The organism is Hyphococcus luteus (assembly GCF_002943565.1).
GTDB lineage: Bacteria > Pseudomonadota > Alphaproteobacteria > Caulobacterales > Parvularculaceae > Hyphococcus > Hyphococcus luteus.
This window is the reverse complement of sequence record NZ_PJCH01000001.1, coordinates 536081-562764: the sequence shown is the minus strand read 5'-3', so window position 1 is coordinate 562764 and position 26684 is coordinate 536081. Positions and strand designations below refer to the sequence as shown.

The window sequence follows — 26684 nt, the reverse complement described above, 5'->3', positions numbered from 1 at the left end:
ATGTCCATATTTGAATATTAAGTATGCAGTGTGTGCAGGCTGGAAAGGCTTTGTTTGACCGCCATGCGATGCATATTCGAAATCAATTCATCAATCTCATCGCGTGTCCTATTGCTGGAATATACGACATAGGCGGGAAGCTTAAATTGCGGCGCATTTGGCACGGCAAACAGTTCATGGCGGTCTATACGCGATTTTATTAGACGAAGCGGAAAATATCCGGAACCGCCATATAAATTGAGATGACGCAAGCCGAGCCAGCCAACGCTAACCGAAACCGCAGATCCCGCAAATGATGGAAACGCTGCGCGGAAACGGGCGTAAAATTCCGGGCCCCAGTCAACAAGCACATGATCTGCATCGGGCTCATCGCGAGAATCGGGATTTGTCGTCACCATGATCAGTCGTTCCTCAAACAACTGATCGACTTCAAGGCCGGGTCTATATTGAGGCGTGTACATGACGCCGATGTCAATACGGCTTTCGACCAACGCCGGCATCAGATCTTCTTCGAAACCGATCATCGTTCGAAAGGAGATATCCGGGCTTGAGCGGCGAACGTCGCTCAACCACTGATCCAAAAAGCCGTCCCACAAACCAATTCGCGCGCCGATCTCAACGGTGTCCGGAAACCCTTCCCCTAGAGCGGCGTCGTGACGAGCCTGCTCAACGGTTTGCAACAAAACGCGCGCATGTTTTTGAAATCGCCGGCCCGCTGGCGTCAGGACCGCGCCAGCTTTGTTGCGAACGAATAGTCGGCAATTAAGCGTTTCCTCCAGCGAGCGAATGCGAACGCTGACGGTCGATTGAGTGAGGTGCAACCGCTCGCTGGCGGCGAAAAAGGTACCCTCCGCGACGACCGCAAGAAAGGTTCTGGCGAGTTCCGTGTCCATAAGCGCACTGATTTCCGCCTATTTTAACATGAGGAATATCAATAATAAAGGTGAATTTATATCGTTTGCATAATGTCAAGTCGGTTCCTACCTGAATAGTGCGCAAAACCTGGACGATTTCGGTGCTCCACAACCGTCATCGAAATCCGCCCCGAGACAGAGGAGGGCGCGACATGCGCGGCTTCGATGCGGCAGAAAAGATTGTGGGTGAAAGCGTTGGCGTTCATGGCGCCGCCATCGCTGACGATCCCGTACTGCAAAGACTCTCCCTTTGCGTTGACGATCTCTTGCCTGCATTGAGCCGCGCGTGCCGCGTATACGGCGACGGCGCCGCGATGCACGCCATGATCGCGCTGACGGCTAGCATGGCGCGCGAAAACGGTCTTGAAGAGACCATCGCCGAGTCGTTGCGGGTGAACGCGGCTTTGCTCGACCACCGGCCACTTCGGCAGGTCCCAGGACCAGGACTCGACAGCGCAAGGACGTCCCAACTCGCAAAGTTGGCCGAGTGGTTTCGTCAGCGGCTGAACCACATTCTTGCCGCCGGTGAAACACATCCTCACGCCGCCCTTTGCAATTCCTTGCGTCCCGTCCCAGCTCGCCGTGATGATGGTTGCAAGGCTCATGTTCACGATCGAGATATCGCGACGCGTGATGGGTGCAACACGGCGGTGCTTTGATGAGTCTCTCGACCGCCAATTTGACGAGTATCGCCAATGCGTCAACACAGGAAGATTATTCGTGTGAACAGGCGACGTCAGACTTGCAATGCATAAACGACCGTTCGGCCGCCTTCAATTTGCAAGAATGGCGACAGCTTGAGCGCCGGCGGTTAATCGGCGTCCGGAAAAATCTGACCCCGCGTCAGCGCGCGCAATTCACCGGGGACATCTCGCAATATCTCGAAAGATTGCTCGGCGGCGCAACGGATCAAACGATTAGTTTTTGCTGGCCGTTCAAAGGCGAGCCCGATCTTCGCGACTTGATGGCGCGTCTTTCGCAAAGAAACAATTCGATTGCGCTTCCTGTCGTTGAGGAGCGAAGTCAGCCGCTGATATTCAAATCCTGGCGACCGGGCGAGGCGCTTGACAGGGGCGTCTGGAATATTCCGGTTCCGCGCGCCGGAAAAACCGTCCTGCCTGACATCGTGCTGGCGCCGGTCGTTGGCTTCGATCCTTGCGGATTTCGTCTCGGCTATGGCGGCGGTTACTTTGACCGGACGCTGGCGGCGATGGCGCATATTCCCATTAAATATGGCGTTGGCTATACTATAAGTAAGATTGCCACAATTCATCCGCAAACTCACGACATTCCAATGAACGCCGTTGTCACCGAGAGCGGCGTCATGTGGCCTCAACTGCAGCAACTTGGGATGTCAGCGCCGAGCGCGAATTTGTCGGGCCTCGGCAGCCGCAACGCCAGACGCCGCAATTGTTCGATGAGGCGGATATGAGCGTATTGAAAAATTGCGGATCGATCTCTCGCAACGTTTCGAACCTCGTTCGCCGTCTCCTGCCTGGCGCTTTCAGGAATGTTGAGCGGCATGACGCCTGTGCGCCTGAAAAGCCCAATCCACTTTCACTCGAAAACGAACTGCGTCCATTGGCCTCGTCTCCATGTTCCATGCATGAACTCGACGCTGATTTTCTGCAGATTGACGATGAATCAATCCGCGAAAAGGCCGCACTCCAACTTGATTAGTCCAAGGAGGACGACAACTATCATGGCGATTGAACTTCCCTCGCTCCCCTTTTCACGCGATTCGCTGGCGCCGCATATTTCAAAGCAAACGCTCGACTATCACTACGGCAAGCACCATCAGGGTTACGTCAATAATTTAAATAAGTTGATCGCCGGCCGTTCGGAAGACCACGCGACTCTGGAAGAGATTATTAAAGAGGCCGCCGGGGATCCTGACAAAGCCGGTATTTTCAACAACGCTGCGCAGATATGGAATCATACCTTTTATTGGCGATCGATGACGCCGTCGGGCGGCGGCGCGCCGGCGGGCGATGTGGAGAAGGCTATAGATGCAAGTTTCGGCGGCGTGGAAGGGTTTAAGGAAGCGTTCGCAAAAGTCGCCCGGACACAATTCGGTTCAGGATGGGCGTGGCTTGTCGCGAAGGACGGCAAACTGGATGTGCAAAGCACATCCAATGCGGAGACGCCGCTTACCGAACCCGGCGTGGCGCCGCTCCTGGTCATGGATGTATGGGAGCACGCCTATTATCTCGATTATCAGAATGATCGTCCGGGCTATATTGATGTCTTCATCGACAAGCTCATCAATTGGGCTTTTGTGAACGAAAACTTACACCACGCTTAGCTGTCGAATCTCTAATCAGTTTCGACGGCGGCCTGTGACGGTGTTGGTACAGGCACGAACGGTTCCCTTTTGATTGGCGCCGGACGCGGCCTCTTGAACATGCTATAAGATATAATGACAGAGAAAAATGTGGCTATAGCCGCTTCAAAGCCCAAAAAGATTTGCGGTCCGAAAGTAGACATCGCGGCGGTCGCGATCAGCGGGCCCACAGTGGCGCCGATGGCGTAGGAGAGCACAAGTCCGCCGGACGCAGAAACATATTCATGCCGTTCGAGGCGATCAAATGTTTGGGCAACGCTTATCGGATAGACGCTTGCTATGGCGGCGCCCAATATCAGCGCGATGAAGTATAGTCCCTGCGGAGCGACGCCGTTGAAATTAAAGAGGATTTGTAATGCCCAGGCCAACGGCGGCAGGGCCGTTATGCCAATTAACACCAATCGGCGATCAAAAAGATCGGATAGTTTGCCTACCGGCCATTGGATGAAAAAGCCGCCCAGAATTGCAACACCCATAAAAATCGAGACTTCCGAGACGCTGAGGCCGGTCTCATAAGCGAAAACGACGCCCATCGCATAGAAGCTTCCCAAGAGAACGCCTGCCGTCATGGCGCCGGCGGCGCCAATGGGAGATTTCCTAAAAAGCGAAACAATCCCGAATGGATGATATTTCCCCAGATGCGGTTCGGGGAGCTGAGTGAGCGCGACGGGAATCAATGACAGACTTACGAGTCCTGCTGCAAGCATAAACAGATCCGGCTGGCTGATGTCTGCAATGTTGACCAATAGTTGCCCGGCCGCGACCGAAAGGAATTGCACCGTCATATACAGACCCAGAATCTTTCCTCGGGTCTGTTTGGTGCTTTCATCGTTCAACCAGCTCTCGAGCGTCGTCGCCATGCCGGCAAAACAAAAGCCATTGACCGCGCGCAAGGCGAACCATGTTGGCGCAGAGAAGAAGGGATCGTAGATCAATGTGGTTGCTGCGGCGGCTGCAGAAAAGACTGTAAACGCGCGAATGTGTCCGACGCCAAAAATGATGTTTTTCGAAAAATGGCTGCCAATGGCCTGTCCGGCGTAGTAGGCTGTCATGACTATGCCGATCAGGAAGATGGAAAAGCCTTCAGCTTCCATGCGTAGCGGCAATATGATTCCCAACAAGCTATTGCCAATCACATACACGCCGCCGCTCGACAATAGCGATCTAATTTTTGCTGCACTTTCTATCATGGTTTTTAACCGTCGTAATAAATGCCGTCTGGAAATACTCGAGTATGCCGCTCAATATAAAACCGGCGACGTATGAACCGCCGCCGGGAAAGCCGTTTGCCGCAACTTGATCACATACGCTTTGCGCCAACCCAGAGCACTCCTTCTAGCTTTGCTATAGCGTCTCAGGTTGGAAAGATCGGCAATGTTATCCGTTTTCCTAAAACTGTAATTCCCGGCGCGTCTCGGCAGAGCGGCTCTTCATTCATCCATGCCGGAAATTCGAAACATGCGCTTTTACAACGCTTCCTGTCTTGATGACCGCCATATGATTTTGATGCTGACTTTTGTGCTCCAGCAGAATCGCTGCGAGCAGAAACGTCTTTGTGGGCGGTCGCAGTCGCTTCAGTTTTACTGGCGCCCAACGTCCAGCTTGGCGGATCGCTTGCCGGAAAAGAAGCTTCAAGCGTAGCGTCAAGATCCTGTTCGGATTGCAATGCAGCCGCACTCGCGGCGGGCCTCGCATCCACCGAATATCTATCTCTTTTTCTGAGTGGCCTGTCCATGACGCGGTGCTCCTGACAAAGTATTGGGATGGGCTACGAATCGCTTTGCGTCTTCGCGGCCCGTGTGCTTGTGATCAAGTGCGATCACTTGGTTGAACCCGGAACTGAATTGCCGGGCCGGCGGGGAGACCGGCCCGGCGGCAAGGGACTGACTAACGGAGGAGAGATGCCATGTCCCTTGGCGGAAATGTGAATGGCGCACTCGGCGCTAACGGGCCATCGAGGATGGCATTGTTGACGGCTTTCCGAAGCCTCGCTGCAAGCCCAATTTCGCGAATATGCGATGGAAATGAGCAGACTATTTCGGGCAATTCCGCTCTTTGGACCGCATTCGCAAGCCAATAAGCGGTGTCAGGATCCGCCGAACGGATAGATGCTGAAGCAAATTGGCTGTGCAGCGAGTCTTCAAGCTTCATGCGACTATGATCGAGAGCAATAATGCAAACGCCATCGTCGGTGCCGGCTATAAGGGCGTTCCGTTGACGTCGCTCAACGACCTCATACCAGATGGCGGCCCCGGCGCCGCCGGCCCGCCAAATTGCCGGCGTCATGCCCATCCAATGGAGCGCCCTTTCGTAAACGCAGGATACAGCGCCGAAGCCGGCCTCATAAATTGCTTCAGCGATCGGCAATCCCAACGTCAAATATTGTGAAAACCGGTTCCAGCGCAACTCGTCTGCGTATTCGTGCGGCGTAACGCCAAGCGTTGTTTTAAATACGCGAGGAAAACGAAACCGGCTCATGCCCACCAAGTCCGCCAACGCCGCTGGCGCTGGCGGTCGCGCACAATCGTGCATATGTATGCAGGCGAGGAGTACAGATTCGATTTGCGGCGTTGATGATGACGCCAGCGCAGGACGGCATCGCTTGCAAGGCGCAAACCCCGCCGCTTCCGCTGATGTGCTGTCCGGAAAATAACGAACATTTTTTTGCAAGGGTATTGGGGTCGTACAGGTAGGCCGGCAATAGATGCCAGTTGCTTCCACGGCATACCGGAAGGCGGCGTCCGCCTCAGGATCGCGGGAAACCAACGCTTGCCAACGCCAATCCTCGACCGCCGCCTTCATTTTTACTCCTATGAAAACGTCACCCTAAACCTACATGGCGACGATAAGTTTCTCTTCGTTTGTATTTCTAAAATCCTGGAGCGCCGACAAAACTGGCGCTCCTGTCGAATTTATGCATTGGGCTTCGTCATTCCCAGCGCCGTTACTTCAAATCAGAGAGGTTCGCCCCGAAATTGATGTGGTATGGCTTGCCAGCGATAACAAAGGCCGGGACAGTTTTTACGCCCGCAGCTTCAGCCTCGGCGCGCTTTGCCGGTTCTTCAGCCAAATTAACCCGTTCGATCTTGAGTTTGTTTTTGTCCAAGTTCTCAACGAACTGGCGTTCGGCGTCGGCGCACACATCGCAGCCTGCATGATAAAAGTATACTTTCTCAGCCATCTTTAGCTCCTTGGAATGGTTTAATACCCATATTGGGATGGCGAAGATCAGTTTCTATCCGTTTTTTGCCTTGTTGCTCCCGACGTTCTGGTCTTGCCTTTTCTCAGGGTTCGTCGACACGATCGTCTATTGACTTTTCTCAAAGCGAATCCAATCTAATCCTCAATATGATAATGGCTCCCAATTTCTCACACCGCGTAGTTCACGCAGGTCTTATACTCGCAGGCTCTTAGCCCCGCGCTCGCCGACGCTAATTGACCGGGGGCTCGGGGAAACTCATCAAAAGCTGAGCTGACGGCGCCTGGTAAGGCGGCGCGAAGTGTTTCGAATCATTAGCATTAAAGTTTTGACGTCGCCTCTGCCGGCGCCAGTCAACGCGCGCGCAAAGTCCATCATGGAGATAAAAATGACCCAAGGCGCCGGAACTTTCAAAAAGCCGGTGATTTACGTAACCGACACCGACTATGAAGTTCTTTCCCGCTTGTCCGACGTCGGAGGCGGCGCTTCGGCGGGCGCGAGGCTGTTGGCGGATGAACTAGATCGAGCCGTTAAGGTTCGCGTCGACCATGCAGATGCATTCGTCACAATTGGGTCGCATGTTAAGTTCCGCGATGTTTCGAACGGTCAAGTCAAGGACGTCCAACTCGTATTGCCGAAAGACGCCGACATCAACGCGGGCCGCATCTCGGTTCTGACGCCCGTTGGCGCATCGCTGATCGGCCTGACCACGAACGCCCGAGTTCAATGGAGTGGCGCGGGCATGCGCAAGCGCGAAATGGAGATTCTCAGCATTGAGGATCCAAAAATGGTGGCCTGATATGTCACGTAATCGTTATGACCGTTGTGCGGTTGCTGCCGCACTGCTCGCGAAAGTGCGCTGGAACGCGTGTAAACTTCTGTCTCGGTGCTCCCATGAATCGGCAGTTGAGCGTCTCTTCGCTCACGCGACGGAATTAACGTTATCGCCAGAGACTCGGGATCAATTGTTGTGCGCGGCATTGTCCGAGGCCGCACATGAGGTTTCCGCAGGCAGGACTGTCTTAACGAGCCCGCCAACGGTCTTTCTCGATAATGACGGCAAGTTAGAAACCGTGCGGGGCGCATGCCGCAATAAAGTTTGTCGCCATGCCGGCGATCATTGGGGAGCAGGGCTCGAACAAGCCGCTGTTTTCATGCAATCGCAGCGGATTAACGAAAAGCAAAAGACCGACACTCGGAACTTAACAAAAGACCTGACCGAGGCGACGGTAACATTACAGAGGCATATTGGGGACCACCCGCAAATACAGGCTGATTCGAACATTCGCCTCGTGATGTTTTTGTCATTGTCGATGGTTGAAACGCGGCTTCGTTACGACAGCGGCGTGAGCAAATCAAAGCATCACATCGTAGTTGGGCAAAGGCCGACGGTTTCGGTGCTGAAAAATGTTGGCCGGAACCTCAACAGCCGGTTTGAATCTGTTAGGCGGTTGTCCGCGAACTAGAGGAAATTAACGATGAATATTCACCGAAATAACGACTTTCTCGAAACGCCGCGCTCAGTCAGTAAAGACGATGCAATTCCAAAATCATTGTCGTCCCATTCAATTGCGCCGGCGCGCGAACGCCCCCTGGCTATTATCCGTCAACGTTCGCGAACGCCTGGGCGCGCCGGACTGCGTTCATTGTCGCGGTGGCATATTGAATTTGAACCATGGACGCCGCGCAAAACAGAACCATTGATGGGTTGGACCAGCTCGTGTGATCCATACAGCAATATTCGGCTTGAGTTTCCAAGTCTGAATAGCGCTGTTTCATTCGCGGAATCCAAAGGGTGGAGCTACAGCATTATCGACCGACCAGTGACGCTCCAGCGCCGCAACTATCAGGCAGAATTGGCGCGACAGCGAACTTTGCGCCGGCCCGCCAACTTATCGGGTGAAGGCGCGTAGCTGAGGTGATTGGCGTAAAGGCCAGGCGCCGCACCTAGCGCGACCTCGGGATATAAGTGGTTGGTAAGTCGATCAGAGCAGATGTTGGGTGGCGTGAAACTTAACAAAGCAAAGTGATTGAACGATTCAACGCCAGTTCTCGGTGAAAAGATAGGATGTGACCTGATCGCTGAAAGTTCGAGATTCATCGCTGTTCTCTCGAACGTTTCTAGCAAATTGCGCCAATTACGGCTTCGATTTGCCGGGAACGAAAACTCGGTCTGAGTTGTTCGGCCGCAGCATTTTCTTATCATTGAAAAACAATCAGTGCGCACTATATCTCAGTCATGCTTATGATTTTTCATCATACCAAGCTTATCCGGTTTGCAGGAACACTCCTGAACCGCTCTTAACCCCATGCAGCGCGGTTTTGTTCAGCCGGGTTGATTTTTGGGGCCTTTTCTGAACTCTCAAAAGTAATAAAATGGAAGACCAGTTTCTGCGTCTGGAGAAGCCAAGAATTTCGGCGGTTTCCGGCCAAGCGCGCCTTACGGTGGGCGTCATTGCAGACCGGAATAACAGTGGAGAAAGTAATGGGTAGGCGCGCTGAAGAACAACTTGAATTTGCTGAAGCTCCCAAATTCCAACGACTCGAGAAGCGGACGAAACTGCCAAAGATTTTGGCTGTTCCGATTAATCGTTTGTCCAGGGGGAAAAGCAAAGAGCCTCTAGAGAGTTTCGCCGCCCGGTTGCTTGCCGATTTTGGCGTCCCGCGAAACGAGATTCTGCTGCTGGTCGGTGAATCCGTTCCTATTCGGAGGTCTGCTCCCGAGGAAGTATCGCCGACCGTCTGTCAGAATGGCGTTGGAACAAAGTTTCAAGATGCAGCGTTAATGCCGCCCACTTTTCGACGGCGCATCGAAAAAGGGTTTTGACCGATGATATTTTTAGAAAGAGCTCAATCCATGAAGGCCAAGATGAAGTTTGACGAACTGACGCCGGCTCGAGTTGCGCAAAAGCTTCGCCAAGAGCGCAAAAATCCCGCAAAGAACGCGAGCGCTGTTTGTATTGCGCGCTGGGAAGACGACGGCGGCAGGATTGCCGATATGTCCAGTCGGAGACGAACTTCAGATTCTGCAATCGGACAGCGGGATTGGCGACAATCAGATAACTCCTCAGCCCAGTTGCTAATGAACTATGCATCCAGTTTCTGGAAGAACGCCGCCGATCAATTGATTTTCCCTGAATGTCGAAAGATTCAGAAGCGTATCGATCATATCAAGTGGTACGGAAAGCGCCTGCAAACGGCGTCAATATTCCAGCAGTAAAATGGGGGTCACATGACACCGTATAAGAACATTCTAGCAGCGGTCGGAGAGTTTCCTCAAGACGACGATGTTTTGATGCGCGCCGCAGAAATTGCATTGATCCATAAAGCTTCCTTGACGGTGCTTCATGTGATCGAGTTTCCTGAAGATTTCGAGCTTGCGACGCCGGAAGTCGTTCGGCTGCAGCAGGAGGCCAAACGCGAAGCGCGAGAGATGATCAAAGCGGCTATCGACAGGGCGGCCCCTGACGTCGAAAAAGCGGACATTTTTGTCGAAATCGGCGCTTCCGCCGCCGCCTTGATCAAACATTGCGAAACATTTGCGCCAGACCTCATCGTCGTGCGCTCGCACCAGCGCCAATCTATATTGGCGAAGCTTATCGGCTCAACGGCCGATCGGGTAATTCGCGGCGCATCGGCGCCAGTTCTTATCGTCAAACGTCCCGTCAAAGAACCTTATCAACGCGCCCTGCTTGCGACTGACGGCCGGGAAGGAGGGGCGGAAGCTCTCAATTATCTGGCTAATCTTCTGCCTGACGCCGCACTGCACATAATGCAGGTCGTGACAATTTTACCGCCACTCAAACAGTCGCTGATAAGCACGGGCGTAGGCCAGGCTGCTATCGACTCACATCGTGCGGCTCTTATCCGCAGGGCAAAAGAAAATTTGAAAAAGCTTGCCAACGGTGTGACCGGTCGTGCGGTAACAACGCGAATAGCGACCGGCGGGCCGGGTAACGCCCTGACGAATGCTACGCGCAGTCCAAAAACCGATCTGATCACTGTCGGCCCGGGTCGCTCAAGCCTTTTGCGTCGCGCGCTGATTGGCAGCGTGACGCAGCAGGTAATCAGGGATGCCGCCTGTGATGTGCTCGTTTGGCGGCCATGGAAAGGCGAAGAATAAGCGGGTTGTGTCAAATACAGTACCGTAGTGATCGAAGGAAATATACGAAGAAGGAGATATCGTCAGAAAGTCTTAACGAGCGACCATGACGTGCAATTCGCTAAACAAGGTCTGTTGCGAAGAAGACATGCGACAAGAGCGACAGCCGAATACGTAGAAGGTCTCACTGAGAAATTTGTCATGTTACATAATGATACGCTAAGCATTACTGAATTCATTTGGCTAAATCACGTTCGGGCAAATGCCGGTGTTTCGATTTGCCCACAGAAAACGCCAATAACACGCGAGATAGAAGCGAGACGAATAGATTTCGGGAACCTTGTCAAATAAGCGCCGCGCCAGCTTGAATCGTCCAGTCTTGGAAAGCGCCGCATATGGCGAATGCAAGAACAATTTGACGACCTATTAGCCGATGATGAATTCTGGAGCTATCAAGGGTGCGGTCTGGCGGTCTTTTCAATGCTCGAAATGATGCGGGCGTGCCTGTTGGCGAAACGGTTGGCGGATATGGTCGAAGTGTCGGACCGTTTTCATACGAAATCACTCTTACGTAATCATTTTGCCGCGTGGCATCAGCCGGACGGCGGCATCAGACAGGTGACGAGACTTCTTCACGAAACGAATCGAGAAGCGAGGATGCATCTTCCTTCTTGACATCAAAAGTGCGAATGGAGTGCGGCAATGTCAATCCACTTGCGCTGCAGGCGGTTTCAATAGTAGCCCATGTCCTTTTATGTAAGGGAATCGAAGTAAGCAAGCGCATCAGTTTCTTGAGTTGTGGGGGAGTCATTCCAGCGTCTATGCAGGCGAAAATGATATTAATAAGCGGCACAGTCACTGGCTGCTGTTTTTTTTCCAAATACAAGAGCGCAACCAAATCTTCACGATCGCCAGGGAACCTGTGCAAAAACTTAAACACGCGCCCCATCCCCACCATTCCGTCGCGGAGCAATTCAATCGCCAGCAGCGCGCCGGTGCTCGCTGCGCCATAGAGCCTAACGCCACGTTCGAGTGCGCGTACGGCCTCCGAAGGGGGAAGCCGCCGATCCTCCAATACTCCATCAATGATCAACACCGTGGCAGGCGGAGAAATCGCATCCAGGTCACCTTTCTCAATCGGCCGCCGATAGTCCGCATGCAGTAAATGTCGCCCTTCTTCGGCAGTTAAGCTGAGCCCAAGAAATACGATGGGTAGCGGCACCATTTGGTTAGAGCGGGCGTTTTCCGTCATGTCAGAGGATTATGCCTCCAGCAGTCGAACTTCCCTGCAAATCGGCCTCGATAATTTGTTCAAGAGCCGTCCTGCTTGCGATTGAAGATCCCTTCGTGAGCGGGGTGGTCGCGGATTTTCGGGAGTATCATCTCGCGCAGTCGTTTGTGTCCCCGGTCATGATGGTAACGTTCGTGCCACCAGATGGAATATTGAAGATTGGGTAAATCAAAAGCGAGGGGAGAAAAAGACAGATCGAAAAATCGGCTATTCATCCGTGCCTGATGCCAAGGGACGATAGCGATAAAATCTGTATTGCAGAGGATGGAGCAAAGGGGCATGTATCCATCCGTGTGTACCCTAATATCTCGTTTTAGGCCGTTTTTGCGCAAATAGGCGTCGACCTGCTTGTCACGACCGCCTCCTGTGTGAGCGCTGACATGGCTATGCAATAGAATATTGTCGGGAGTCAGTGGTTTTTTAATACGACGTAATGGATGGCCATTCCGCATCAGGCACACCCAACGGTCGACGCCGATCTTAAGGCGATAGATGTTCGGGCTGAAAACATCATCGATGCTGATCGCGAGATGGATATCGCCATTTTGGAGCGCTGTTTTCGCGTTGTCGTCCCAGTTCAGCAAGTTTATTGTAAAATTGTCGGCGGTCACTAACAAATCCGCCAACGATTCACCCAGAATATAGGTCGAAACGACGTCGGGCGCGGCGATAGTGAATTCGCGCGGAATTTTTACGGGATCGCTTTCGAGCTGAAAGAGTTTTTCGATATTCAAAAGCGTTGGCCCGAGGCTTTCCGCCAGCGCCAGTGCTTTAGGAGTATGTGCGAATCTGGTTCCCGTCCGTACGAGGAGGGGATCATCGAAAATTTCACGCAGCTGCGCCACATGGCGGCTCATGGTCGGCTGAGTAACGCCAAGTTGATCCGCAGCATGTGTGACGCTTCCTGTATCAAGCAGCGCCTTAAGAGAAATAAGCAGATTGAGGTTAATGTTTGGGAGTTCTGTCATGAACAGGAAGCCCGCGGAATTTAAAGGCAAGTATCGGGCAAAAAGCGTCGATAGTCGACCTCCATGAATTGGGCCCGTTGAAATTCCTCCCGCATATGGAACGGGACGGTGCAGTCGAAGATCGTTTTGCAGGAGACGCCTGTCGCCTGTATGGAGGAGCTGAAGCCAGGCCGTTGGGAGGGGTCCAGCTGATGGCATCTGACGCCTGGCAAGATGATCGTGTCTACGTCCGACTGGTAACGGGTCGCCATCGCCCAGAGCACGTCATTGGGGTCGAATATATCGACATCGTCATCCACGAGGACGACTGTTTTTAGTTCCGAAAAACTGGCAAGCGCGCAAATCGCGGCCTGCCTTTCGCGGCCCTGATCGGTGATGGCGCGTTTGCAGACCTGCATGATGGCCAGCAGCTTTCCTCCCCCGGCTGGGCTTGCATAAACATTTTTAATGCATCCCGGCATTGCCTTTTCCACTGCGGTCAGGATGCTCGCCTCGGTCGGAATTCCTGCAAGATTGACGTGTTCTTCACCGGGGCCGATCGTGGTTTGCGTAATTGCGTTTGATCTGTTCGTCACGGCTCGCACCTTGAGAATAGGTAAGGAAGGGTCGGCGCGGCCATTATAGCCAGGAAATTCGGGCATGGCGCGACCGGTGTGACTGTTCTTGTCTTCCGCCACTCTGATATTCGGCAAGATTTCGCCTTCGATGACGATTTCGGCGCGGGCCAGAGCTTTGCTGTCGATTCGCTTGCAGGGAACCATCTCAACGGGGCGATTGCGCAATGCCCCGGCAATGTCGAGTTCATTAAAACCGAGGGGTGTGGCGGGGGGTTCGAAGCAGGCGCCGAGATAGACGGCAGGATCGAGACCGATATTGACCGACACGGGAAAAGGCCTGCTTGCGGCTTCAGCTTTTTGACGGAATACGTCCAAATGACGGCCTTGGCAAAAAAATATCGAAATCTCATCGCGGGACTGAAGGCATAGTCGATGAATGGCGACATTTTCATCGCCATTTTCGGGATCCTGACCATATACCAGTCCCATCGTAATGAACGGTCCCGCATCCAACGACGTATTGGTCGGAGCAGGAATCAGCTTGCGAATATCAAAGTCTGGGTCCGTGGCCTCATGTACAACTTCGTGACAAGGCGCATCTTTGGAAGCGATCATGACTGGTTTGACCGGATGCTTGAGCGCCTCATTAAGATGATGGCCAAGCCGGTTTGTGCGAGCACCCAACAATAAGCTCACTCGTTCCCTGCTTCCGAGTATTCCGATCGCGACGCGGGCGCCTGGATGGCCTTTGATCGCGTTGAACATCATCATCGGCCCTGTTTGGGTCGGCCTTTGCACCGTGCCGCCTGCGCCTATATGCCTGTAGACACCGGCCAGTTCTGCGAAAGGATCAACTTCCACACTGGTCTCGACAAATTGCCCGGGAATGCTCCTGAGAAAGTCGATTGCCGATCGCAGGTCGTTGATCTCGATGGCCATGGTTGTTTCCCGCATCGTTTCCTCCCGATTATCGAGCCGATTGGCGCCACTTTATTTTAAATCTGCGGCGCGCTGTCGCTGTAAGGCCTGTAATAGTTGAACGGTTAGCGTTTCTACGAAAATTTCGATTTCACAAATCTGTTCGGGCGTCGCCGCCTCATAATGAATTCCGCAGGAGACCGACACCACACAGCTTGCTGTTGCGGCGACGCGGTTAGCGACGTTACGCGCGAGCATGTCTTCTTTATGGCCTGACAAGGTGATGACCGAGGCCGTTGCGCTGACGCAATCAGGATCGCGGAGGCTGGGCCGCGGCTGCGCCAGGGCGACGGCGCCGATATGAGGGCATTGTCCACCGAAAATCGAAATGGCAAGATCCTTTCCCATCGGGGTCGCCTGCAAGACAATGTCCGCCTGTCCGCAGGACGTCCTGAAGTAAAATCCACTCAAGGTTTCTTTCATCACACTGTTCCGTCGTTCCCGCGACGTGGGTCAAGCTGTTTTCCAGATTCGTCGTCTCGCCATCGGTGGAAATTGCGTCCCTTGATGCCAAACTCGCCAAGCACCTTGCCGACAATATGATCGACCATGTCCTCGATTGTTCGCGGACGGGTGTAAAAAGTCATCATGGGTGGGATAATGCGTGCGTTGCATTCTGCGAGCCTTGACATATTGTCGAGGTGAATGCGCCCCAGCGGCGTCTCGCGCGCCACTAGCACAAGTTTACGCTGTTCTTTCAATGTAACGTCTGCTGCGCGGAGAAGAAGATTGTCCGTATAGCCATGAGCGATGCCGGCGAGGCTTTTCATGCTGCAAGGGATGACGGCCATGCCTTCCGTCTGAAATGTGCCGCTTGCAATCGCTGCGGCCATGTCGTTTTCGTCGTATACAACGCTTGCAACGTCTCCCAATTCCGCCGCTGAGGCTTGCAGTTCCAGCTCAATCGTGCGGGAGGCTGCGGATGAGATGACCAGATGGGTCTCCCAGTTCGTCTGACGCGACATTTGATCCAGAAGTCCATGAGCCAGCGCTGCGCCGCTGGCGCCGCTAACGCCGACAACAAGACGTTTATTCGCCATCACGGTCTCCCGTTATCAGCGGCTTTCAATGAAGAATGTCATAAAATAAGAGAGGGGAAAAAGGCGCCGTGATTTCGCGGATACCGACTATACGGAATTCGGATACTGAGTGTCGGTTGCATCAAGGCGGCACGCGGGGAATGATTTGGCCACACCGGTCTGTAAAAAATAGTTTCTTAATTGGCTGATATGATTTTCATGCCAACTGTGTCAGGCCAGATGGCAGACCTGAATGGGCAGTCTCATGCGACTTTAAGGAAGTCGATTCATAGTCTGCGCCAACAATTCGTATGACGCGCCAAACCCGGTCTGATGACCAACGAAACAACGCATCATATCGTGTATTTTCGCCAGATCTGTTGATTTCGACCGCTATTGGTCTCGCGAAAGTTGTCAAGTCACTCCATCAGGCGCGGCATGATTTCAACGAGATTGCAGGGGCTGTAGAGTGAATTTAGTTCGCAACAGATGATTTCATCCCAGGCGTCCTTAACCGCCCCGCGCGACCCGGGCAGCAAAAAGACGAATGTTCCATCGATGACGCCAGCGCATGCGCGAGACTGCAAAGTGGACAACCCAACGGATCGGTAACTAACGTGGTGAAATATTACAGAAAACCCGTCGATTTCCTTATCAAACAAGGGCCGGATGGCTTCGACTGTGACATCACGGCCGGTAAGACCGGTGCCGCCGGTAGTGATCACGACATCAATCCCCGGATCTTCTGTCCAGCGCTTAACCTGTTGGCGAATCTGTGCAGCTTCATCACGAAGCAACGACCGGTCTGCGAGAAAGTGTCCGGCATCTTCGATGCGCGCTTTCAATATATCTCCAGAGACGTCAGTTTCGAGGTTTCGCGTATCGGAAACTGTCAACAACGCAACTCTGACGGGAATGAACTGACGCTCCTCTTTCACCCCGGACATATTTTTCTCCTATTTCCTAAATTAGGCTGCAATGCCTGTGTTCCGACGAGTTAAAATGCGACGAGATGTTGACAGGGTTGCATTTGGAACCGCTTTATCGGCGGGTTTGGAAAGTATTCGTCCGCGCGAACCAAGATAACAAAAACGCCAATTCGCAGAAATGAAAAGCATGCGACCCCGCTTAAGCTTCTCAATTGATATAGATCAAATTGCATGGACATAATATCGATGAAGTGAGGTTTTCCTAAATCCTGTTGGCGTTAGCGATCCGTTGTTTCGTACCGGAGCGCCTGTTGCATGGAATTCTGATTGAGCGCCCTCCGGATATCAAATGTTTTCAGTCAACGGATTGGCTACCGGCCGTAGCTATCCAGCAATTTTTCAACCGCCAGGACGGAGCGGGCTTTCTCAAAGTTGATTTCGTCGGCATAAAGATCACCGATAGCCTGTTCGATTTCCCACCAATCATCTTTCTTGAGCAAGGTCCGCGCGGGCTCGAACAAAGAGGTCTCTTCGCAGGACATATGCGCGGTGAGGATGGTTCGATAAGCGGAGGCTTCTTCGACGATTACGGCGATTGGAAGCTGTTCGTTGTTTATAATCATAAGAACAATCTCCGCGAAGCGTTTGGCGCGTCCTGATAATTCTGAATGCTGTTCCTGCAAATTTTCGAGTGCTAGGTCTCTGCGCCGAGCCTTTTCAGCAAGGTGCGCATACACTATGTCTTCCTTCTTGTGATGCAGCTCATCGGGGTAATCGGCGAAATAAGTCGCTAGTTCATTTAGCAATAAATAATCGGGGCTCGTTCCAGCGGCAAGCTTGCCAATTTCCTGATTAAGCCAGGCAAGATAACGCCTGAATCGGGCGTGATCAGCTTCAAGGTCGGTGATGAGCGTCGCCATAGACACCTCTCTGCGCGCCGACTCTACTCCCGATTATTCATAAGGTGCAGGTCAAAATCGTCGCAGGGGGATGAATATTCCGTCTAGAAACATACAACAATGGGCCAGATATTTTGCAAGAATTTCGGTCAGGCTTCTTAAAGCGCCCGTGTTCAATCCGTTACATCCTTGATCCAGCTGAGCCCGGCGACGCCCTGCGGAAAACCGAGCGTTGTCATGGCGAGCAATGCGACATGCTTGATTTCTTCTTTCGTGAGTCCCTCAGACAATGCCTGGCGCGCATGGGAGTGAGCTGCGCCTTCTGAACGACCGCCTATCGCCAGCGCCAGGTTAACGAGGCGGCGTGTTTTAGCGTCGAGCGGTCCCGCGTCGGAAATCGCCTTGCCGAAAGCGGCGTAAGCCTTCCAAATCTCCGGGTAGGCGTCGGCGATGTTGCCGGCGGCGGCTGGAAGCTTTTCTGACATGACTAGTCCTTTCCTGCTGGGTGATCGCAGCGTGGCGGAAAATTATCGATGAGCGGCGCGTTTCGAGCGATTTCGATCAACGCTTCCGCATCCTCGACGATGATATCAGGCCCGGACACGGTGACGCCGATTTTCCGCAAGGCCGAAAATGAGCGCGACAGATTTTCAGGCGTCATGCCGAGCATGGAAGCAAGGGTTTTCTTATCGATAGGCAGCGTGAAGCGCCCCGAATTTCCTTGTCGGACATGCTGGTGCGCCAGATAGCTCGCAAGACGTTCAACGCCGGTGCGCAGCTTGAGGTTTTTCTGATTTCGTACGACGCCGCGATAACAATTGGCAAGCTCACTTACAATAGATCGCGCAAAGGCGTCGTCTTCGGCCATGGCGTCACGGACGCTCTTGGCGGGTATCATCAAGACACGCGACGCCGTGCGCGTTCGTGCGGACATAAGGTATACAGCGTCTTTCAGTACCGCCGCCAGAATGAAAGTAGAAACGGGGCTCAGCACTGTCATCGTGCTCTCTCGCCCGTCCAGGGCAGCGAAGAGTTCAACAACCCCGTCGATCACGACATGAAGAAAATCCGACGGCTCGCCTTCCTTGATAAGGACAACGCGCTCGGGAAATCGCTGGAGAAACGCTGCATTGACGAGGCCATCGAAGCGGCCTGCGTCCATGTCATGGAAGAGGCTTAAATTTCGGACGACCTGTTTGTCTTCCTCGCGCAATCTCGGGTTCCTGGCCACTGACTAGGGAAGAAATGCTAGAAATTTGACGAAGTTTTCGATGCGTATTGATAAATGTCAAGACTGAATTTGGCGTTTTTCAGGGCGAGCGCGACCCAGATCAAGTCGGCGGCTTCATATGTCAAATTGTAAAGCTCAGGAGCGCAAATGAGCGATGCGTGACGAGACGTCGAATTTTGAAAGGGAAAATTACAGCGCAGAAAAGCCGCCAAGATTCTAATCAGCCCGGAGGCGGAGCGATGGAATATTTGGCAGGCGTGACCCGCGGTCAGCAAAACAGAGCACTCGGCGCAAGCACAATCGCCTTCACGGCGTGTTTCGCCGTGTGGACGATTTTCTCGATCATCGGCGTCCAAATCAAACAGGACCTCGGTTTAAGCGAAACCGAATTCGGTTTGCTAGTGGCGACGCCGATCCTGACGGGCTCCATCAGCCGGATATTCCTGGGAATCTGGACCGATCAATTCGGCGGGCGAAAGGTTTTCGCCGCCGTCATGTTCTTTGCTGCTGTCGCCGCCTGGCTTCTTTCCACCGTCAGCACCTATCCGATGTTCTTGGCGGCGGCATTGGGCGTTGGCCTTGCCGGCGGATCTTTTGCTGTCGGTATCGCCTATACTTCGAAGTGGTTTCCCAATGAAAGGCAGGGAACGGCGCTTGGCGTTTTTGGTATGGGCAATGTCGGCGCCGCGATTACGAACTTTGCAGCGCCTTTCATTCTCGTCGCCGTTGGCTGGGAACGCACCGCGCAAATATATGCGCTTGTTTTGATGGCGCTTGCGGTTTTGTTCTTTCTTGTTACGAAGGAAGACCCGTCGACGCTGGCGCGCAAGGCGCGCGGCGAAAAGCCACGCTCTGCGCTTTTGGAGCTGGAGCCGTTGCGGAACCTTCAGGTTTGGCGCTTCGCGCTTTATTATTTCTTTGTCTTCGGCGCCTTTGTCGCGCTCGCCCTGTGGCTGCCGCGTTATCTGATCGGCGTTTACGGACTCGAGATCAAGACGGCGGGGATGCTGGCGGCGTTTTATGCGGTGCCGGCCAGTCTCTTTCGCGCCTATGGCGGTTATCTCTCCGACAAAATCGGCGCCCGCAAGGTGATGTACTGGACATTCATCGTGTCCATTATTTGCGTCTTTATGTTATCCTATCCGCACACGGATTATGTCATCCACGGCATTGACGGGCCGATCGCCTTTTCAACGCAGATGGGACTTGTGCCATTTGTCATTCTCATTTTTGTCCTTGGTTTCTTCATGTCTCTGGGAAAAGCGGCGGTCTACAAGCATATTCCCGTCTATTACCCCGATCATGTCGGCGCCGTCGGCGGCCTTGTGGGCATGATCGGCGGCCTTGGCGGTTTCGTCCTGCCGATTGCGTTCGGCGTCATGAATGATCTTACCGGCGTCTGGACAAGCTGTTTCATGCTCCTGTTCGCAATCGTTGCGATCTCGCTTGCATGGATGCATTTCGCCATCCGGCGCATGGAGGAAAAGGCGTTGGCGCCGGAACTTGGCGCCTTGCCGCAATTTCCGGAGCTGCAGGAGATCCATACGGCGGAGCATGGCGAAAAAACCAACCCCGTTCTGGAGGACTGGCGCCCTGACGATGACGCCTTCTGGGAGGAGAAAGGCAAGCGAATCGCGAATCGGAACTTGTGGATTTCAATCCCGGCTCTCCTTCTTGCATTCGCCGTCTGGATGGTCTGGTCTGTTGTCGTCGCAAAACTGCCCGCAATCGGTTTTGACTATACGACGGATCAATTATTTTGGCTTGCGGCGTTGCCGGGATTGTCAGGGGCGACACTCCGGATTTTCTATTCCTTCATGGTGCCGATTTTTGGCGGCCGCTTGTGGACGACGCTGACCACGGCTTCGCTGCTTATACCTGCGTTCGGCATTGGATACGCCGTTCAGGATCCGGAGACTCCGTATTTCCTGTTCCTGGTGCTCGCGCTTCTGTGCGGCTTTGGGGGCGGCAATTTCGCCTCCTCCATGGCCAATATCAGCTTCTTCTTTCCCAAGAAGGAAAAAGGCCATGCATTGGCGCTGAATGCCGGACTCGGCAATCTCGGGGTGAGTGTCATGCAATTCGCGGTGCCGCTCGCCATCACCGCCGGCGTATTCGGCGTTATGGGCGGCGATGCGCAGGTGACTGCGGAGGGGCAGCGCCTGTGGCTGCAGAACGCCGGCTTTATCTGGGTGCCGTTTCTTCTGGTTTCGACCGCGGCGGCCTGGTTCGGCATGAATGATATTGCTTCAGCTCGGGCGTCTTTCGCCGAGCAAGCGGTGATCTTTTCGCGCAAGCACAACTGGATCATGTGCCTTCTTTATACCGGCACCTTCGGTTCTTTTATCGGCTATTCGGCCGGTTTCCCGCTTCTCATGAAAACTGAGTTTCCTCAGATCAACGCACTCCAGTTCGCCTTTCTCGGGCCGTTCGTCGGCGCCCTATCGCGCTCCATGACGGGATGGGTCTCGGACAAATGGGGAGGCGCGCGTGTAACCTTTTGGGTGTTTCTTCTGATGATCGTCGCTGTCGCCGGCGTTCTTTATTTCCTCGGGATGAAAGACCAGCCGGGCGCATTCTGGGGCTTCTTCGCAATGTTCATGGTGCTCTTTTTCGCAACAGGCGTCGGCAACGCATCCACCTTCCAGATGATTCCAATCATGATGCGCGAAGAAATGCCGCGTCTGATGCCTGAACTCGACGCTAATGTACGCCTGCGTCAGGCAGAGAAAGAGTCGGCGGCCATTATCGGATTTACATCGGCGATCGCGGCCTATGGCGCTTTCTTCATCCCGAAGTCTTACGGCACTTCAATCGCTGCAACTGGCGGGCCGGAAGCTGCGCTCTTGTGTTTTCTGGCATTCTACGTGCTTTGCGCGGTGGTCACATGGATTGTTTATTCCCGCAAAGGCGGCTTGCTTCATGACATTGAGCGCGGCCGGCATGCTGCGCCTCAATCCACGCCAAGTTCCACAATCGCTCAGGGAGGCGCGGCATGAGCCACGTTCTGAACAGACTTACTTATTTTAAAAATCGCGTTGGTGATTATTCAAACGGTCACGGCGTTCTGACGAAAGAGGACCGGACCTGGGAAGACGCCTATCGCAAACGTTGGCAGCACGACAAAATTGTCCGGTCTACGCATGGCGTGAATTGCACGGGGTCATGCAGCTGGAAGATTTATGTCAAGGGCGGTATCGTTACCTGGGAAACCCAGCAGACGGACTATCCGCGCACAAGGCCGGACCTTCCAAATCATGAACCGCGCGGTTGTTCGCGCGGCGCCAGTTACAGCTGGTATCTCTATAGCGGAAATCGTCTCAAGCATCCGCTGATTCGCAGTGCGCTTATGAAGGCGTGGCGCAAGGCCCGCGAAACAACCTCCCCAATCGCGGCCTGGGCGTCGATCGTCGAGGACCCCGAAACGCGCGCATCCTATGTGCGCCAACGGGGCCTCGGCGGTTTCATTCGCGCCGACTGGAGTGAAGTGAACGAAATCATCGCGGCGTCAAACGCCTATACGGCGAAAAAATACGGTCCCGACCGGGTGATTGGTTTCTCGCCGATCCCCGCCATGTCCATGGTCTCCTATGCGGCGGGTTCGCGGTATCTGTCGCTCCTCGGCGGAACCTGCATGAGCTTTTACGACTGGTATTGCGACTTGCCGCCGGCGAGCCCGATGACCTGGGGCGAGCAGACCGACGTCCCCGAAAGCGCGGACTGGTATAATTCCGGTTTCTTGATGCTGTGGGGGTCGAATGTCCCCCAGACGCGGACCCCGGACGCACATTTCTATACCGAGGTTCGCTACAAAGGCGCCAAAAGCGTCGTGATCTCGCCGGATTATTCCGAGGCTTCGAAATTCGGCGACATGTGGCTTTCCCCGAAACAGGGCACCGATGCAGCGCTCGCCATGGCGTTTGGTCACGTAATCCTCAAGGAATATTACATCGACCGGCAGGTACCGTATTTTCAGGAATACGCCCGGCAATATACCGATATGCCGATGCTGGTCCGGCTCGTGAAGAAAGACGGTCGACTCGTTCCCGACCGGCTGCTGCGCGCTTCAGATTTTGACGGATCTCTCAATGAGGCCAACAACCCCGATTGGAAGACCGTCGCCTATGACAAGTGTGCGAACGGTATTGTTTGCCCGCGAGGGTCAATCGGCTTCCGCTGGGGAGAGCAGGGCAAATGGAATCTCGAACAAAAGACCGGCAAGGGCGATGAAACCGACCTTGCGATCTCGCTGATCGAGACGCGTGATGACGTCGCGGATGTCGCCTTTCCCTATTTCGGCAACCGAGAGCATGACCATTTTCACGGAACGGATCATCCGGACGTTCTTGAACGCCGCGTGCCCGTCAAACGCCTGACGCTGAAAGACGGTGAAACGCTGGTCGCGACGGTTTTCGATCTACTCGCGGCGAATTACGGCGTCGATCGTGGGCTTGGCGGCGACTGGGCCGCCAGCTCCTACGATGACGATACGCCCTACACGCCGGCCTGGCAGGAAAAGATTACCGGCGTCGCGCGCGACAAAGTGATCGCTGTCGCGCGCGGTTTCGCCGACAACGCCGAAAAGACGCGCGGCAAATCCATGGTGATTCTCGGGGCGGGGCTCAACCACTGGTATCACATGGACATGAATTACCGCGGCATCATCAACATGCTGGTGATGTGCGGATGTGTCGGTCAATCGGGGGGCGGCTGGTCGCATTATGTGGGGCAGGAGAAGCTGCGGCCGCAGACGGGATGGCAACCGCTGGCGTTCGCCCTCGATTGGGCGCGCCCGCCGCGTCACATGAATTCGACATCATTCTTCTATGCGCATACGGATCAGTGGCGTTACGAGACGCTGGGCGTCGATGAAATCCTATCGCCACTGGCGCCGGAAGGACATTGGGACGGCTCCTTCATCGATTTCAATGCGCGCGCCGAACGCATGGGCTGGCTGCCGTCCGCGCCACAGCTGGAGCGTAACCCGTTGGAGCTGACCAAAGAGGCCGAGGCGGCGGGGCTCGACGTTCAAGACTATGTAGCGAAGTCGCTGAAGTCCGGCGCCTTGAAGATGTCGTGCGAGGACCCGGACAAGCCGGATAACTGGCCGCGCAATCTATTTGTCTGGCGTTCGAACCTTTTGGGATCTTCCGGGAAGGGGCATGAGTATTTCCTGAAACACTTGCTCGGAACCAATCACGGCGTTCAAGGCAAGGATCTCGGTGAAACCGGCGGTCAAAAACCTGAAGAAGTCGTGTGGCGCGACGAAGCGCCGGAAGGAAAACTCGACCTCCTTGTGACGATCGATTTCCGCATGTCGACCACATGCGTTTATTCCGACATCGCGCTGCCCACGGCGACTTGGTACGAAAAGAACGACCTCAATACATCGGACATGCATCCCTTTATCCACCCGCTGTCGAGCGCGGTCGACCCGCTTTGGGAAAGCAGAAGCGACTGGGATATTTTCAAGGGCATCGCGAAATCGTTTTCAGAAATCGCGCCTGAAGCGTTAGGCGTTGAAAAAGATGTCGTGCTGACGCCGATGCTGCACGACACTGCCGGAGAACTTGCACAGCCTTTCGACGTCAAGGATTGGAAGCGGAACGAAGCCGAGCCTATTCCCGGTAAGACCATGCCGGCGGTGACGGTGGTCGAGCGCGATTATCCCAATCTCTACAAACGCTACACGGCGGTCGGGCCGCTGATGACCAGCATTGGCAATGGCGGTAAGGGGATTGCATGGAACACCGAACATGAGATTGAGCAACTGAAAGCGCTAAACGGCGCCGTAACCGAGGAGGGACCGGCCAAAGGCCTGCCGCGTATCGACAGCGCGATCGACGCGGCGGAAGTCATCCTCACCCTGGCGCCAGAAACCAACGGCGAGGTTGCGGTCAAAGCCTGGGATGCGCTCTCAAAGGCGACCGGACGTGAACATGCCCATCTCGCTGAGGCGAAGGAAGATGAGAAAATCCGGTTCCGGGACATCGTCGCCCAACCGCGAAAGATTATTTCATCGCCGACCTGGTCCGGCATTGAGTCGGAAAAGGTCTGTTATAACGCCGGCTACACCAATGTGCATGAGCTGATCCCGTGGCGGACGCTCACCGGGCGCCAGCAGCTCTACCAGGATCATTTATGGATGCGCGCTTTCGGCGAGACGCTTTGTGTTTATCGCCCGCCGGTGGACACCAAAACTATCGCTCCTGTCATTAACGCCAAGGACAATGGCAACAAGCAAGTCGTATTGAACTTCATCACGCCGCACCAGAAATGGGGCATTCACTCAACCTATACGGATAACCTCCTGATGTTGACGCTTTCAAGAGGCGGCCCGATCGTCTGGCTATCGGAAGATGACGCCCGTGAAGCAGGCATCGAGGACAATGACTGGATCGAAGCCTACAACACCAACGGCGCCCTGACGGCCCGGGCGGTGGTGTCTCAGCGCGTGAAGCCGGGCATGGTCATGATGTACCACGCCCAGGAAAAAATTGTGAATGTGCCGGGTTCGGAAATCACCGGCCAGCGTGGTGGTATCCACAATTCAGTCACGCGAACTGTATTGAAGCCGACACACATGATCGGCGGATACGCCCAGCAATCTTATGGTTTCAATTATTACGGGACCGTCGGTTCTAACCGGGATGAATTCGTCATCGTTCGGAAAATGAACAAGATCGACTGGATGGATCAACCTGCCCAAGAAAAACTGGAGGCCGCAGAATGAAAGTCCGCGCCCAAATTTCCATGGTGCTCAATCTCGATAAGTGCATCGGGTGCCATACGTGTTCCGTGACCTGTAAAAACGTTTGGACGAGCCGCGAGGGCGTTGAATACGCCTGGTTCAATAATGTCGAAACGAAACCGGGGATTGGCTATCCTGACGACTGGGAGGACCAAGCCCGCTGGAACGGCGGCTGGGAGCGCAAAAAGAACGGCAAAATCCAGCCGAAAATGGGCGGCAAGCTCGGCGTATTGTCGAAGATATTCGCCAATCCGGACCTGCCGGAAATCGACGACTACTATGAGCCGTTTACCTTTGACTACGAGCACCTGCAAAAAGCGCCAAAAATGAAGACTGCGCCAACAGCGCGCCCGCGTTCGCTGATTTCAGGCGAAAGAATAGAGAAGATTCGAAAAGGGCCGAATTGGGAAGAGATTTTAGGCGGCGAGTTTTCCAAGCGGTCGGCGGACTACAATTTCGAGAAGGTCGAGAAACAAATTTACGGCCAGTTCGAAAATACATTCATGATGTATCTGCCTCGGCTTTGCGAGCACTGCCTTAACCCGGCCTGCGTCGCGGTATGCCCTTCCGGCGCCATCTATAAACGCGAAGAAGACGGCGTCGTTCTGATCGACCAGAACAAGTGCCGCGGCTGGCGGATGTGCGTTTCAGGCTGCCCTTACAAAAAAATCTATTATAACTGGAACACTGGCAAGTCGGAAAAGTGCACGCTTTGCTATCCGCGCCTTGAGGCTGGCCAGCCGACCGTATGTTCTGAAACCTGCGTGGGCCGCATTCGCTATCTTGGCGTCGTCCTTTACGACGCCGACCGGATCGAAGAAGCGGCGAGCGTCGAAAAGGAAACGGACCTTTATCAGAGCCATCTCGACCTTTTTCTCGATCCTAACGATCCAGAGGTGCAAGCCCAGGCCCGTAAGGATGGGGTCCCGGAAGCCTGGCTGGACGCGGCGAAAAAATCGCCGATCTGGAAAATGGCGATGGAGTGGAAAATCGCATTTCCGCTGCATCCGGAATATCGCACGCTTCCCATGGTCTGGTATGTGCCGCCCTTGTCGCCCATCCAGTCGATGGCCGAGGCCGGCGCCTTCGGTGAAAAAGGCGCGATGCCGAATGTCCGCGACCTTCGCATCCCCATGCAGTATCTCGCCAATCTGTTGACGGCGGGCGATGAGGAGCCCGTCGCCAGGGCGCTCGAAAAGCTGATCGCCATGCGCGCCTACATGCGATCGAAACACTATGAAGGCGATGCGGACGAAACGCTCCCCGGCAAAGTCGGCATGACGGGCGGCCAGATTGACGAGATGTACCGCCTGATGGCGATCGCCAATTACGAAGACCGTTTCGTCATCCCCACAACGCACCGTGAATACGCCGAAGATGCCTACGACCTTCGCGGCGAATGCGGATTCAGTTTCGGGGATGGCTGCGGCGAACCCAAACGCGCCATCGAGTGGACCGGGCTATTCGCCAAAAGCGCCGCAAAAGAAAAAGCGTAGGAGGAC

At 54.3% G+C, this 26684-nt stretch carries 27 protein-coding genes; 12 read left to right on the top strand and 15 right to left on the bottom strand.

Features of this window, described 5'->3' with window-relative positions; genetic code table 11:
• Positions 1 to 17: 17 nt before the first annotated feature.
• Both CW354_RS02490 and CW354_RS22905 read right to left on the bottom strand, forming a co-directional pair.
• The gene (locus tag CW354_RS02490; protein ID WP_104828446.1) at positions 18 to 893 is read right to left on the bottom strand and encodes a LysR family transcriptional regulator; all 876 of its coding nucleotides are present in this window, start codon (positions 891 to 893) and stop codon (positions 18 to 20) included.
• A gap of 56 nt (positions 894 to 949) precedes the next feature.
• On the bottom strand, positions 950 to 1519 hold the full coding sequence (locus tag CW354_RS22905) for a hypothetical protein (protein WP_133162139.1): 570 nt from the start codon (positions 1517 to 1519) through the stop codon (positions 950 to 952).
• 53 nt (positions 1520 to 1572) lie between these two features.
• On the opposite strand from CW354_RS22905, the gene CW354_RS02480 reads away from it, so the two are divergent.
• Genes CW354_RS02480 through CW354_RS02475 form a run of 3 tightly spaced genes read left to right on the top strand, consistent with a single transcriptional unit; the run spans position 1573 to position 3219 of the window.
• Positions 1573 to 2346: a 5-formyltetrahydrofolate cyclo-ligase gene (locus tag CW354_RS02480; RefSeq protein ID WP_104828444.1), complete on the top strand. Its 774-nt coding sequence runs from the start codon at positions 1573 to 1575 to the stop codon at positions 2344 to 2346.
• Entirely contained in the window at positions 2343 to 2594 is a 252-nt protein-coding gene (locus CW354_RS22900; protein WP_133162138.1) for a hypothetical protein, read from the top strand. The genes CW354_RS02480 and CW354_RS22900 overlap by 4 nt, the downstream gene beginning before the upstream one ends.
• Positions 2595 to 2616: 22 nt before the next feature.
• Positions 2617 to 3219: a superoxide dismutase gene (locus CW354_RS02475; protein ID WP_104828443.1), complete on the top strand. Its 603-nt coding sequence runs from the start codon at positions 2617 to 2619 to the stop codon at positions 3217 to 3219.
• An 11-nt stretch (positions 3220 to 3230) separates the two neighbouring features.
• Here CW354_RS02475 and CW354_RS02470 read toward each other — a convergent pair whose 3' ends face one another.
• The 4 genes from CW354_RS02470 to CW354_RS02455 all read right to left on the bottom strand — a co-directional run bounded on the left by CW354_RS02470 (position 3231) and on the right by CW354_RS02455 (position 6439).
• Positions 3231 to 4448: an MFS transporter gene (locus CW354_RS02470; RefSeq protein ID WP_104828442.1), complete on the bottom strand. Its 1218-nt coding sequence runs from the start codon at positions 4446 to 4448 to the stop codon at positions 3231 to 3233.
• Between the two features lie 164 nt (positions 4449 to 4612).
• Positions 4613 to 4993: a hypothetical protein gene (locus tag CW354_RS22895; protein WP_133162137.1), complete on the bottom strand. Its 381-nt coding sequence runs from the start codon at positions 4991 to 4993 to the stop codon at positions 4613 to 4615.
• 152 nt (positions 4994 to 5145) lie between these two features.
• The gene (locus CW354_RS02460; RefSeq protein ID WP_104828440.1) at positions 5146 to 6060 is read right to left on the bottom strand and encodes a bifunctional transcriptional activator/DNA repair enzyme AdaA; all 915 of its coding nucleotides are present in this window, start codon (positions 6058 to 6060) and stop codon (positions 5146 to 5148) included.
• A gap of 142 nt (positions 6061 to 6202) precedes the next feature.
• A complete protein-coding gene (locus CW354_RS02455) occupies positions 6203 to 6439 on the bottom strand; it encodes a glutaredoxin family protein (protein ID WP_104828439.1) in 237 nt (78 codons plus the stop codon).
• Between the two features lie 406 nt (positions 6440 to 6845).
• Between CW354_RS02455 and CW354_RS02450 the strand changes: the two genes are divergently transcribed.
• From CW354_RS02450 to CW354_RS02425, 6 genes are all read left to right on the top strand, one after another.
• Entirely contained in the window at positions 6846 to 7256 is a 411-nt protein-coding gene (locus CW354_RS02450; protein WP_165793484.1) for a GreA/GreB family elongation factor, read from the top strand.
• A gap of 1 nt (position 7257) precedes the next feature.
• On the top strand, positions 7258 to 7923 hold the full coding sequence (locus CW354_RS22890) for a hypothetical protein (protein ID WP_133162135.1): 666 nt from the start codon (positions 7258 to 7260) through the stop codon (positions 7921 to 7923).
• A gap of 12 nt (positions 7924 to 7935) precedes the next feature.
• Complete coding sequence (locus CW354_RS02440) at positions 7936 to 8370, top strand: NADH dehydrogenase ubiquinone Fe-S protein 4 (protein ID WP_104828436.1); 435 nt, start codon at positions 7936 to 7938, stop codon at positions 8368 to 8370.
• 572 nt (positions 8371 to 8942) lie between these two features.
• Positions 8943 to 9284, top strand: coding sequence for a hypothetical protein (locus tag CW354_RS02435; protein WP_104828435.1), 342 nt, complete (start codon positions 8943 to 8945; stop codon positions 9282 to 9284).
• 30 nt (positions 9285 to 9314) lie between these two features.
• Positions 9315 to 9677, top strand: coding sequence for a hypothetical protein (locus CW354_RS02430; RefSeq protein WP_133162134.1), 363 nt, complete (start codon positions 9315 to 9317; stop codon positions 9675 to 9677).
• Positions 9678 to 9689: 12 nt separating this feature from the next.
• The gene (locus tag CW354_RS02425) at positions 9690 to 10580 is read left to right on the top strand and encodes a universal stress protein (RefSeq protein ID WP_104828433.1); all 891 of its coding nucleotides are present in this window, start codon (positions 9690 to 9692) and stop codon (positions 10578 to 10580) included.
• A gap of 589 nt (positions 10581 to 11169) precedes the next feature.
• Here the strand turns inward: CW354_RS02425 and CW354_RS02420 are convergent.
• The 9 genes from CW354_RS02420 to CW354_RS02380 all read right to left on the bottom strand — a co-directional run bounded on the left by CW354_RS02420 (position 11170) and on the right by CW354_RS02380 (position 18413).
• The gene (locus tag CW354_RS02420) at positions 11170 to 11811 is read right to left on the bottom strand and encodes a TfuA-like protein (RefSeq protein WP_104828432.1); all 642 of its coding nucleotides are present in this window, start codon (positions 11809 to 11811) and stop codon (positions 11170 to 11172) included.
• A gap of 59 nt (positions 11812 to 11870) precedes the next feature.
• Positions 11871 to 12818 (bottom strand): LysR family transcriptional regulator, encoded by a 948-nt coding sequence (locus CW354_RS02415; protein ID WP_104828431.1) that lies wholly within the window; start codon positions 12816 to 12818, stop codon positions 11871 to 11873.
• 20 nt (positions 12819 to 12838) lie between these two features.
• A complete protein-coding gene (locus tag CW354_RS02410) occupies positions 12839 to 14314 on the bottom strand; it encodes a UbiD family decarboxylase (RefSeq protein WP_104828430.1) in 1476 nt (491 codons plus the stop codon).
• A gap of 51 nt (positions 14315 to 14365) precedes the next feature.
• Entirely contained in the window at positions 14366 to 14776 is a 411-nt protein-coding gene (lpdD, locus tag CW354_RS02405; RefSeq protein ID WP_104828429.1) for a prenylated flavin chaperone LpdD, read from the bottom strand.
• On the bottom strand, positions 14776 to 15393 hold the full coding sequence (locus CW354_RS02400) for a UbiX family flavin prenyltransferase (protein ID WP_104828428.1): 618 nt from the start codon (positions 15391 to 15393) through the stop codon (positions 14776 to 14778). The genes lpdD and CW354_RS02400 overlap by 1 nt, the downstream gene beginning before the upstream one ends.
• Before the next feature lie 398 nt (positions 15394 to 15791).
• Positions 15792 to 16319 carry a molybdenum cofactor biosynthesis protein B gene (moaB, locus tag CW354_RS02395; protein ID WP_104828427.1) on the bottom strand — a complete coding sequence of 176 codons (528 nt, stop codon included), beginning with the start codon at positions 16317 to 16319 and terminating at the stop codon, positions 15792 to 15794.
• A gap of 353 nt (positions 16320 to 16672) precedes the next feature.
• Complete coding sequence (locus tag CW354_RS02390) at positions 16673 to 17221, bottom strand: hemerythrin domain-containing protein (RefSeq protein ID WP_104828426.1); 549 nt, start codon at positions 17219 to 17221, stop codon at positions 16673 to 16675.
• Positions 17222 to 17373: 152 nt separating this feature from the next.
• A complete protein-coding gene (locus CW354_RS02385) occupies positions 17374 to 17685 on the bottom strand; it encodes a carboxymuconolactone decarboxylase family protein (RefSeq protein ID WP_104828425.1) in 312 nt (103 codons plus the stop codon).
• Between the two features lie 2 nt (positions 17686 to 17687).
• Positions 17688 to 18413, bottom strand: a complete 726-nt coding sequence (locus tag CW354_RS02380; RefSeq protein WP_104828424.1) for a helix-turn-helix domain-containing protein — start codon at positions 18411 to 18413, stop codon at positions 17688 to 17690.
• A gap of 257 nt (positions 18414 to 18670) precedes the next feature.
• On the opposite strand from CW354_RS02380, the gene CW354_RS02370 reads away from it, so the two are divergent.
• From CW354_RS02370 to narH, 3 genes are read left to right on the top strand one after another with little or no spacing between them, the layout of a single operon-like run.
• Positions 18671 to 21430, top strand: a complete 2760-nt coding sequence (locus CW354_RS02370) for a nitrate/nitrite transporter (protein WP_104828422.1) — start codon at positions 18671 to 18673, stop codon at positions 21428 to 21430.
• On the top strand, positions 21427 to 25164 hold the full coding sequence (locus CW354_RS02365) for a nitrate reductase subunit alpha (protein WP_104828421.1): 3738 nt from the start codon (positions 21427 to 21429) through the stop codon (positions 25162 to 25164). Before CW354_RS02370 ends, CW354_RS02365 begins: the two co-directional genes overlap by 4 nt.
• Positions 25161 to 26678: a nitrate reductase subunit beta gene (gene narH, locus CW354_RS02360; RefSeq protein WP_104828420.1), complete on the top strand. Its 1518-nt coding sequence runs from the start codon at positions 25161 to 25163 to the stop codon at positions 26676 to 26678. Before CW354_RS02365 ends, narH begins: the two co-directional genes overlap by 4 nt.
• Positions 26679 to 26684: the final 6 nt, after the last annotated feature.